General features: G+C 68.5%; 7 protein-coding genes. 6 read left to right on the top strand and 1 reads right to left on the bottom strand.

Annotation, left to right across the window (positions count from 1 at the left end; genetic code table 11):
• Positions 1-930 (top strand): alpha/beta fold hydrolase (locus ABIS05_RS16515; protein ID WP_348013022.1); only part of this gene is annotated, 930 nt, incomplete at its 5' end.
• Positions 931-985: 55 nt separating this feature from the next.
• Here ABIS05_RS16515 and ffh read toward each other — a convergent pair.
• Positions 986-2,371 (bottom strand): signal recognition particle protein, encoded by a 1,386-nt coding sequence (ffh, locus tag ABIS05_RS16510; RefSeq protein ID WP_348013021.1) that lies wholly within the window; start codon positions 2,369-2,371, stop codon positions 986-988.
• Positions 2,372-2,427: 56 nt separating this feature from the next.
• On the opposite strand from ffh, the gene ABIS05_RS16505 reads away from it, so the two are divergent.
• The 5 genes from ABIS05_RS16505 to ABIS05_RS16485 all read left to right on the top strand — a co-directional run.
• Positions 2,428-3,306, top strand: a complete 879-nt coding sequence (locus ABIS05_RS16505) for a cytochrome c biogenesis protein CcsA (protein ID WP_348013020.1) — start codon at positions 2,428-2,430, stop codon at positions 3,304-3,306.
• Positions 3,303-3,551 (top strand): PP0621 family protein, encoded by a 249-nt coding sequence (locus ABIS05_RS16500; RefSeq protein ID WP_348013019.1) that lies wholly within the window; start codon positions 3,303-3,305, stop codon positions 3,549-3,551. The genes ABIS05_RS16505 and ABIS05_RS16500 overlap by 4 nt, the downstream gene beginning before the upstream one ends.
• 1 nt (position 3,552) lies before the next feature.
• Positions 3,553-5,235, top strand: coding sequence for an ATP-binding protein (locus ABIS05_RS16495; protein ID WP_348013018.1), 1,683 nt, complete (start codon positions 3,553-3,555; stop codon positions 5,233-5,235).
• Positions 5,232-6,677: a sigma-54 dependent transcriptional regulator gene (locus ABIS05_RS16490; protein ID WP_348013017.1), complete on the top strand. Its 1,446-nt coding sequence runs from the start codon at positions 5,232-5,234 to the stop codon at positions 6,675-6,677. Before ABIS05_RS16495 ends, ABIS05_RS16490 begins: the two co-directional genes overlap by 4 nt.
• Before the next feature lie 588 nt (positions 6,678-7,265).
• A partial coding sequence (locus ABIS05_RS16485) for a ribonucleoside-diphosphate reductase subunit alpha (protein WP_348013016.1) occupies positions 7,266-9,931 on the top strand: 2,666 nt, incomplete at its 3' end.

Here is a 9,931-nt window from a genome sequence, read left to right as displayed (position 1 = left end):
GAGTTGCAGAACGCGCCGCTGGTGCCCATGCACTCGGTCGAGATCAAGGCCCGCGACGGCCTGACGCTGCCCAGCTATCTGACGCTGCCGCAGGGCGCCGACAAGAACGGCGACGGCAAGCCCGAACAGGCGGTGCCGCTGGTGCTGCTGGTGCACGGCGGCCCCTGGGGACGCGACCGCCATGGCTTCAACGGCACCCACCAATGGCTCGCCAACCGCGGCTACGCGGTGCTGTCGGTGAACTTTCGCGCCTCCACCGGCTTCGGCAAGAAGTTCCTGAACGCCGGCAACAAGCAATGGGGCCTGGCCATGCACGACGACCTGATCGACGCCGTCAACTGGGCCGTCAAGCAGGGCATCACGACCAGCGACAAGGTCGCCATCATGGGCGGCAGCTATGGCGGCTACGCGGCGCTGGCCGGCTTGGCCTTCACGCCGACCACCTTCGCCTGCGCGGTCGACATCGTCGGGCCGTCCAATCTGGAAACGCTGCTGGGCACCATCCCCGCCTACTGGGAAGCCGGCAAGAAGCAGATGTTCAGCCGCATGGGCGACCCGGGCACCGACGAGGGCAAGGCCACGCTGCGCGCCGCGTCGCCGTTGTACAAGGCCGACCAGATCGTGCGGCCGCTGCTCATCGGCCAGGGGGCCAACGACCCGCGCGTCAAGCAGGCGGAGTCGGACCAGATCGTCCAGGCCATGCAGGCCAAGAACATCCCGGTCACCTACGTGCTGTACCCGGATGAAGGCCACGGTTTCGCTAAGCCGAACAACCGCATCGGCTTCAACGCGATCGCGGAGAGCTTCCTGGGCCACTGCCTGGGCGGCCGCGTCGAGCCGCTGGGCGAGACGGTGCGCCAGTCGACAGCGCAGATCGCGCACGGTGCCGACTTCCTGCCCGGGCTGAAGGCCGCGGCCGAGAAGAAGTAGGTCTTTGCGCCCCGACGGAGAGGGCCCTGCGGGGCCTTCTTCTGTTTGGGAGCGGTCAGCCCATCCCGGGCAGGCCGCCCTTCATGGCGCCCATCTTCTTCATCATCTTCATCAGGCCGCCGCCCTTCATCTTCTTCATCATCTGCTGCATCTGGTCGAACTGATTCAGCAGGCGGTTGACGTCCTGGATCTGCACACCCGCGCCGGTGGCGATGCGGCGCTTGCGGCTGGCCTTGCTCTTGCCGTCCATCAGCAGCGCGGGGTGCGAACGCTCCTTGGCGCTCATCGAACGCAGGATGCCTTCCATGCGCTTCATGTCGCGCTCGGCGCGGTCCATGTCGGCCTGGCCGGGCTGCTTGTTGCCCATCATGTTCTGCGGCAGTTTGTCCATCAGGCCGCCGAGGCCGCCCATCTTCTTCATCTGCGCGATCTGCATCAGGAAGTCGTTCAGGTCGAAGCCGCTGCCGCTCTTGAGCTTCTCGGCCATGGCCTGCGCCGAGGCCATGTCGACGTTGGCCGTGACCTGCTCGACCAGCGCCACGATGTCGCCCATGCCGAGCACGCGGCCGGCGTGGCGGTCGGCGTCGAACACTTCCAGGCCGTCGATCTTCTCGGACACGCCGGCGAACTTGATCGGCGCGCCGGTGATCTGGCGCACCGACAGCGCCGCGCCGCCGCGCGAGTCGCCGTCGAGCTTGGTCAGCACGATGCCGGTCAGCGGCAGCGCTTCCTTGAAGGCCTTGGCGGTGTTGACCGCGTCCTGGCCCTGCATGGCATCGACGACGAACAGCGTCTCGACCGGGTTCAGCACCGCGTGGAGATCCTTGATCTCGGCCATCAGCGCTTCGTCGATGGCCAGGCGGCCGGCCGTGTCGACCAGCAGCACATCGAAGTAGTGGCGCTTGGCGTAGTCCAGCGCGGCCAGGGCGATGTCGTGCGGCTTCTGGTCGGGCGTGGACTCGAACCACTCGGCGCCGGCCTGGCGCGTCACCATCTTCAGCTGCTCGATGGCGGCGGGGCGGTAGACGTCGGCGGAGACCGTCAACACCTTCTTCTTGCGCTTCTCGATCAGGTGCTTGGCCAGCTTGGCGGTCGTCGTCGTCTTGCCGGCACCTTGCAGGCCGGCCATCAGGATGACGGCGGGCGGCTGGGCGGCGAGGTTGATGTCGGCGACACCCTCGCCCATCGTCGCGGCGAGTTCCTTCTGGACGATGGAGACCAGCACCTGGCCTGGGTTCAGCGAGCCGACAACCTCCTGGCCGAGTGCCTTCTCCTTCACGCGGGCGATGAAGTCGCGCACGACCGGCAGGGCCACGTCGGCCTCCAGCAGGGCCATGCGCACCTCGCGCAGCATGTCCTGCACGTTGGTTTCGGTGATGCGGGCCTGCCCGCGCATCGTCTTGACGAGGCGACTCAGGCGGTCGGTGAGATTGGTTGCCATGGGATGAGAGGGGGCCGGTCCGCCAGAACGGTGGAGGCCAAAAGTACACTGCGGCCATGAGTTTATCGCCCGCTTCTCTGGGAGTCGCCGCCGCAACCGGAGCCATCGGGCCCGGCGTCGCGCTGGCCGTCGCCAGCGGCCTGGCGCTGCTGGGCTATGTCTGGGTCGGCCTGCTGCGCGCCCGGGCCGGTGAGATCGATACCGCCAATACAGCGTTACGCCCGCCGCTGCGCTCGGTGCCGCCCATGGCCCTGGCCTGGACGGCGCAGTTCGTCGCCCTCTTCATTGATATCAGTGGCTTCGGCCTGGCCACGCCGGGCGCGCGCTTCGGCTTCGCGCCGGCGCTGTCGATGACGACTTGGTTGGTACTGACGGTCTATCTGATCGAAAGCCGCTTTCTGCCGCTGCACAGCGTGCGCCGCGTGCTGGCCTGGCTGGCGGCGGCGGCCGTGCTGTTGGCCTGGGCCTTCCCGGGCGAGAGCCGGCCGCTGGCCGCCTCGCCGTGGGCGCCGCTGCATTGGGTGCTGGGGCTGGCGTCCTACGGCCTGTTCGGCGTGGCCGTGCTGCATGCGGCGCTGATGAACCGCGCCGAGTCACGCCTGCGCCACCCGCAGGGCGCGCCGGGCGGCCTGCCGCTGCTGCGACTGGAGCGGCTGACCTTCAATTTCGTCGCTGCCGGCGTGGGCGTGCTGTCGCTGGCCATCTTGCTGGGCTGGTGGTTCACGCCGCACTGGCGCTGGGATCACAAGAACCTGCTCGCCGTGCTGGGCTGGCTGGTGCTGACCGGCCTGCTCGTCGGCCGGCGCATCTACGGCTGGCGTGGCCGGCGGGCCACGCGCTGGCTCTATGCCGGCGCGGCCTTGCTGCTGCTGTCGTATGCCGGCTCGCGCTTCGTGATCGAAGTCATTCTGCAGCGCGGCGGAGGTGGGGCATGAAGTACCTGCTGCTGCTGGGCCTGCTGGCGCTGTTCTTCTTCGTGCTCGGCCTGAAGCGCTCGCGGCCGCGCGATCCCGAGGCGCGCAAGCCGCCACCGCCCGCGCAACCCAAGCCGCAGGCCATGCTGCGCTGTGCCGAGTGCGGCATGCATCTGCCGGCTGACGAAGCGCTGCCGGGTAAGGGCGGCGTGTTCTGCAGCAGCGCCCACCGCAGCAGCCACGAGGCCCGGCTGGGCCAGAGCTGAGTTGGCAGCCGACGCCAGCTGGTTCGTCGAGTCCCCGCCGGCCGAGCCGACCGAGAGCAGCGCCAGCTTCGATCGCCTCTACCGCGCCTTCCTCGCCGCGCGCGCCGCCCTGGGCCTGGCGCTGATCGGGGCGCAGCTGATCGCCTCGGTGCTGGCGGCACCGCCGGCGCGCTCGACGATGGGCCTGAGCGCCTCCTATGCCGTGGCCGCAGTGGCGCTGTGGCTGCTGCCGCAACTGCGCCGTGGCGCCTCGGCACGCAGCCTGGCGCGCGTCAGCAGCCCGCATTGGTGGAGCGCCATCGGCGTCGACCTGATCCTCTTTGGCGTGCTGCATGCGCTGGACCCGAGCGGCGTGAACTACGGCGCGCTGTTCGTCATGCCGGTGCTGATGGCCGCCGTGCTCAGCCCGCGCCGCCTGGCGCTGGCGACGGCAGCGATGGCGACGCTGGGCCTGCTGGCCGCGGCCGGCGGGTCGCTGCTGCTGGGTGTGGATATCGGCGTGAAGACGACGCAGGCCGGCCTGGTCGGCGGCGGCCTGTTTGCGGTCAGCCTGCTGGCGGGTGAGCTGAGTGCCCGGCTGGCGCGCGAGGAAAAGGCGGCGCGGGGCAGCCTGGCGCTGGCCCGCCAGCAGGAGCTGCTGAACCGCCTCGTCATCGACGAGATGCAGGAGGGCGTGCTCGTCGTCGACCGGCGTGGCCGCGTGCGGGCGATGAACCCGGCGGCGCGCGCGCTACTGGGCGCGGCCAGCGGCGAGCTGAGCTGGCAGCTGCGCGGCCGGCCCGACTGGCAACCACTGGTGCAGGCACTGGAGCGCGCCTATGCAGGGGGCTCGGGGGTGGAGATCGACGTGGCGCTGCCGCTGGAGAACGGCGTCAACCGCAGCCTACGGCTGCGTCTGCGCTTCACGCGCCAGCGCGAAGGCAGCGAGGAGCTGTGCGTGCTGTTCGTCGAAGACAACCGGGAGCTTTTGGCGCGCACGCGGCAGGAGAAGCTGGCCGCCATGGGCCGCGTGTCGGCCGGCATCGCGCACGAGATCCGCAACCCGCTGGCCGCCATCGCGCAGGCCAATGCGCTGCTGGCCGAGGACGTGGTCGGCACGCGCGCCGAGCAACTGAGCAAGATGGTGGCGTCGAACGTGCAGCGGCTCAAGCGGCTGGTCGACGACGTGACTGAGGTGGCACCCGGCGTGCAGCCCGACACCCAGGTGCTGGACGTCAGCGAGCTGGTGCACGAGACCTGCGTGGATTGGGTGCTGGTCAATGGCCTGGACGCCGGCGCCGATGGCCGTGGCAGCCGCTTCCGCCTGCAGATCGAGGCGCCCGGGTTGATGGCGCTGTTCGACCCGGAGCATCTGCGGCGCGTGCTCGTCAACTTGCTGGACAACGCGCTGCGCCATGCGGACGACGGTGCCGGTGCGGTGCGGGTCAACCTGGCAGCGGACGGCGACGCGCTGGCGCTCGTCGTGCGCAGCGCCGGTGCGCCGGTGCCGCCCGACGTCGAGCGGCATCTCTTCGAGCCCTTCTTCTCGACGCGCAGCCGCGGCTCGGGCCTGGGCCTCTATATTTGCCGGGAGCTGTGCGAGCGCCATGGCGCCCGCATCGAGTACCGTCGCGCCCACGACGCGGCGGCCAACGAGTTCTGCCTGCATCTGCGCACGCCCACATCTACCCCTTTGATCCGATGAACGCTGCCACGCCTGCGCGCCTGCTGGTCATTGACGACGAGCCCGACCTGCGCACGCTCTACGAACTGACGCTGCTGCGCGAGGGCTACGAGATCGACAGTGCGGGCTCCGTCGCCGAAGCGCTGGCCCATCTGCAGGCCACGCAGTACAGCGCCGTCATCACCGACATGCGGCTGCCCGACGGCTCCGGCCTGGCCGTGCTGCGCTGGCTGGAGCAGGCGGCGCGCACCGAGAAGGCCATCGTCATCACGGCCTTCGGCTCGGCCGAGAACGCCGTCGAGGCGCTGAAGGCCGGCGCCTTCGATTACCTGACCAAGCCGGTGGACCTGCGCCAGTTCCGCCTCGTCGTGGCGTCGGCGCTGGGCCGCGTGGCGCCCGAGCCGTCGCCAGCGGCGGCCGAGTCTGGCGCTGCGGCGGCAACCGCGCTGCGGCTGGTCGGTGAGTCGCCTGCCATCCGCGCGGTGCGCTCGCTGATCGACAAGGTGGCGCGCAGCATGGCCCCGGTGCTGGTGCAGGGCGAGTCGGGCACAGGCAAGGAGTTGGTGGCGCGCGCCATCCACGAGCACGGCGCTCGCGTCGGCGGGCGCTTCGTCGCCGTCAACTGCGGCGCCATTCCCGAGAACCTGCTGGAGGCCGAGTTCTTCGGCTATCGCAAGGGCGCGTTCACGGGCGCCAACGAGGACCGCGAAGGTTTTTTCCAGGCGGCGGATGGCGGCACGCTCTTCCTCGACGAGATCGGCGACCTGCCGCTGGCCATGCAGAGCAAGCTGCTGCGCGTCATCCAGGAGCGCTTGGTGCGGCCCGTGGGCGCAACGGCCGAGACGCCGATCAACGTGCGCATCCTGAGTGCCACGCACAAGGACCTCGGCGCCGAAGTCGCCGCAGGCCGCTTCCGCCAGGACTTGTTCTATCGGCTGAACGTCATCCAGATCCGCGTGCCGCCGTTGCGCGAGCGGCTGGAGGACCTGGGCCTGATCGGGGCCCGCGTGCTGGCGCGCATCGCCCAGGACGCGGGTGTGTCGCCCACGCCGCGCCTCACCAGCGGCGCGCTGCAGACGCTGTCGCGCTACGCCTTCCCCGGCAATGTGCGCGAGTTGGAGAACCTGCTGCACCGCGCGCTGGCGCTGGCGGGCGGCGAGTGGATAGACGCCGACGACCTGGGTCTGCCGGAAACGCTGCTGGACGAGGACCGCAGCGAGTCCCAGTTCGCTGCGCTCGAAACGCCGCTGGCATCGACGCCGGTGTCCGAGGGGCTGTCGCTGCCCGAGCAGTTGCCTAGCGACTTGGCGCGCTATCTCGACGAGGTCGAGCGCGCCATCCTGCTGCGCGCGCTGGAACTGCACCGCTTCAACCGCACGGCGGCGGCGGCCAGCCTGGGCTTGTCGCTGCGTCAGATCCGCTACCGCATGGCGCGGTTGGCGATCTCCGCCGGAGACAGTTGACCCCTCGCCCAGTCTTGCCCCGGCTGGACGCCGGCAAGCACATCGCCAGGCGGGCCGGGTGGGGAGCGGCCCGGCGCTCGGCCGGCAAGGTTCATACGCTTCGTGACCCCTCGGGATTTGCCCTGCTTGTATTCGCCGTGCGGCCATCAGGCGAGTGGGTCGGGCTCGCCAAACGCAGCATCGGCGCGGCTTTGCGGGCAGGTTCGGCCCGCCAGCCCAGTGCCGATGCGGGTCTCGCGCAGGTAGCCCCGATCTGATCGGGCAACGGCGCACGCGGGTCATTTGGCCAGTCAAAAGTCGGACAGGGTTTGACACTAGCGGTAGTGCTTGAGGGCTGTGCGGACCATAGATATAGTGTCCCTTCGTGATATCCTGCTAACCCAGTCACCCCCATGACCGTCCCCCCGGATTCGCTGTTTGACGCGGCTTGCCGCCCGCAGCAGCGCACCCGAGGACCCAGCCTGAATGCTGGCCGGGCAATGGACCGTCAGGGACGAAGCACCCCCACTGAAGCAACGCAAATGCGCCGGCCCGAACCCCGGGTTGTTGCCGCGCATTTGCTCGCCATTTCTCGAAAAGGATCCCCTCATGCTGCATGAAGCCATCACTGGCCAGGTTGCCCCCGCTACCTCCGGCTCGCCGGTCGCGTTTGGATCCGACGCACACACCGCCAGCGCCCCCACGCAAGCGACCTACCAGTCCTACCAGATCATTCGCCGCAACGGCGCGGTGGTTTCGTTCGAGCCGAGCAAGATTGCCGTCGCGCTGATGAAGGCCTTCCTGGCCGTGCACGGCACCAGCGGCGCGGCCTCGGCCAGCGTGCGCGAGACGGTCGAGCAGCTGACGCAAAACGTCGTGCGCGCCCTGCTGCGCTCGCGCCCGAGTGGCGGCACCTTCCACATCGAAGACGTGCAGGACCAGGTCGAGCTGGGCCTGATGCGCAGCAGCAACCACGAAGTCGCCCGCGCCTACGTGCTCTACCGCGAGCGCCGCGCACAGGAACGCGCCGCTCAAGGTGAAGCGGCGCGTGCCGTCGAGCCGACGCTGATGGTGGTGGACCGCGGCGAGCGGCGCCCGCTGGACCTGGGCGCGCTCAAGGGCCTGATCGGCTCGGCCTGCGAGAACCTCGGCGCGGACGTGAAGCCCGACCCCGTGCTGGCCGAGACCCAGCGCAACCTCTACGACGGCGTCGCCATCGACGAGGTTTACAAGGCGGCCATCCTGGCCGCGCGCACGCTGATCGAGAAGGACCCCGGCTACAGCCGCGCCACCGCGCGCCTGCTGTTGCACACGATCCGCCGCGAGGTCGTTGGCGGCGAAGTACTGCAGGCCGAGATGGCCGAGCGCTACGCCGACTACTTTCCCGGCTATATCAAGAAGGGCATCAAGGCCGAGCTGCTGGACGAGAAGCTGGGCCACTACGACCTGGTCAGGCTCGGCGCCGCGATCAAGGCCGAACGCGACCTGCAGTTCGACTACCTCGGCCTGCAGACGCTGTACGACCGCTACTTCCTGCACATCGAAGACCAGCGCATCGAGATGCCACAGGCCTTCTTCATGCGCGTGGCCATGGGCCTGGCGCTGGGCGAGATCGACCGCGAAGCGCGCGCCATCGAGTTCTACGAAGTGCTGTCGAGCTTCGACTTCATGTCCAGCACGCCGACGCTGTTCAACGCCGGCACGCGCCGCTCGCAGCTGTCGAGCTGCTATCTGACGACGGTGGCCGACGACCTCGATGGCATCTACGAAGCGCTGAAAGAGAACGCGCTGCTGAGCAAGTTCGCCGGCGGCCTGGGCAATGATTGGACGCCGGTGCGCGCGCTGGGCTCGCACATCAAGGGCACCAACGGCAAGAGCCAAGGTGTCGTGCCGTTCCTCAAGGTCGTCAACGACACGGCCGTGGCGGTGAACCAGGGCGGCAAGCGCAAGGGCGCCGTCTGCGCCTATCTGGAAACCTGGCACCTGGACATCGAAGAGTTCCTGGACCTGCGCAAGAACACCGGCGATGACCGCCGCCGCACGCACGACATGAACACGGCGAACTGGATTCCCGACCTGTTCATGCGCCGTGTGCTCGAAGGCGGTGACTGGACGCTGTTCAGCCCCAGCACCTGCCCGGACCTGCACGAGCTGTTCGGCAAGCCCTTCGAGGTGGCCTACACGGCCTACGAGGCCAAGGCCGACCGCGGCGAGATCAAGCTCTTCAAGCGCATGCAGGCCAAGGACCTGTGGCGCAAGATGCTGTCGATGCTGTTCGAGACGGGTCACCCCTGGATCACGTTCAAGGACGCTTGCAATGTGCGCAGCCCGCAGCAGCACGTCGGCGTCGTGCACTCGTCCAACCTGTGCACCGAGATCACGCTGAACACCAACGAGAGCGAGATCGCCGTCTGCAACCTGGGTTCGGTCAACCTGGCCCAGCACATCAAGGACGGCGAGGTCGACCAGGTCAAGCTGAAGAAGACGACGCGCACGGCGATGCGCATGCTCGACAACGTCATCGACATCAATTACTACGCCGTCAAGAAGGCGCGCGACTCCAACCTGCGCCACCGCCCGGTGGGCCTGGGCATCATGGGCTTCCAGGACGCGCTGTACCAACTGCGCACGCCCTACGCTAGCCAGGCCGCCGTCGACTTCGCCGACCGCTCGATGGAAGCCGTCTGCTATCACGCCTACTGGGCCTCGACCGAGTTGGCTGAAGAGCGCGGCCGCTACTCCTCTTACAAGGGTTCGCTGTGGGACCGCGGCATCCTGCCGATCGACTCGCTCGACCTGTTGGCCGACGCGCGCGGCGGCTATGTAGACGTGGATCGCTCGACCACGATGGACTGGGACGCGCTGCGCGGTCGCATCGCCACCTTCGGCATGCGCAACAGCAACTGCGTCGCCATCGCACCGACGGCCACCATCTCCAACATCATCGGTGTGGACGCGTCCATCGAGCCTTGCTTTGGCAACCTCTCGGTCAAGTCCAACCTGTCGGGCGAGTTCACCGTAATCAACCATTACCTGGTCCAGGACCTGAAACGGCTCGGCTTGTGGGACGATGTGATGGTGGTGGACCTGAAACATTTTGATGGCTCGCTGCGACCCATAGACCGCGTGCCGCAGGACATCAAGGCCCTGTACGCCACTGCCTTTGAAGTGGAAACCTCCTGGATCGTGGAAGCCGCCGCGCGGCGCCAGAAGTGGATTGACCAGGCGCAGTCGCTCAATATCTACATGGCGGGCGCATCGGGCAAGAAGCTTGA

The sequence above is a fragment of the Roseateles sp. genome, from assembly GCF_039929605.1.
GTDB lineage: Bacteria > Pseudomonadota > Gammaproteobacteria > Burkholderiales > Burkholderiaceae_C > Pelomonas.
This window is presented reverse-complemented; position numbering and strand designations above follow the sequence as displayed.

What these genes read in the sequence shown, in the direction of transcription:
- ffh (WP_348013021.1), bottom strand. Translation starts at nt 2,371, where the DNA reads ATGGCAACCAATCTCACCGACCGCCTGAGTCGCCTCGTCAAGACGATG.
- ABIS05_RS16505 (WP_348013020.1), top strand. Translation starts at nt 2,428, where the DNA reads ATGAGTTTATCGCCCGCTTCTCTGGGAGTCGCCGCCGCAACCGGAGCC.
- ABIS05_RS16500 (WP_348013019.1), top strand. Translation starts at nt 3,303, where the DNA reads ATGAAGTACCTGCTGCTGCTGGGCCTGCTGGCGCTGTTCTTCTTCGTG.
- ABIS05_RS16490 (WP_348013017.1), top strand. Translation starts at nt 5,232, where the DNA reads ATGAACGCTGCCACGCCTGCGCGCCTGCTGGTCATTGACGACGAGCCC.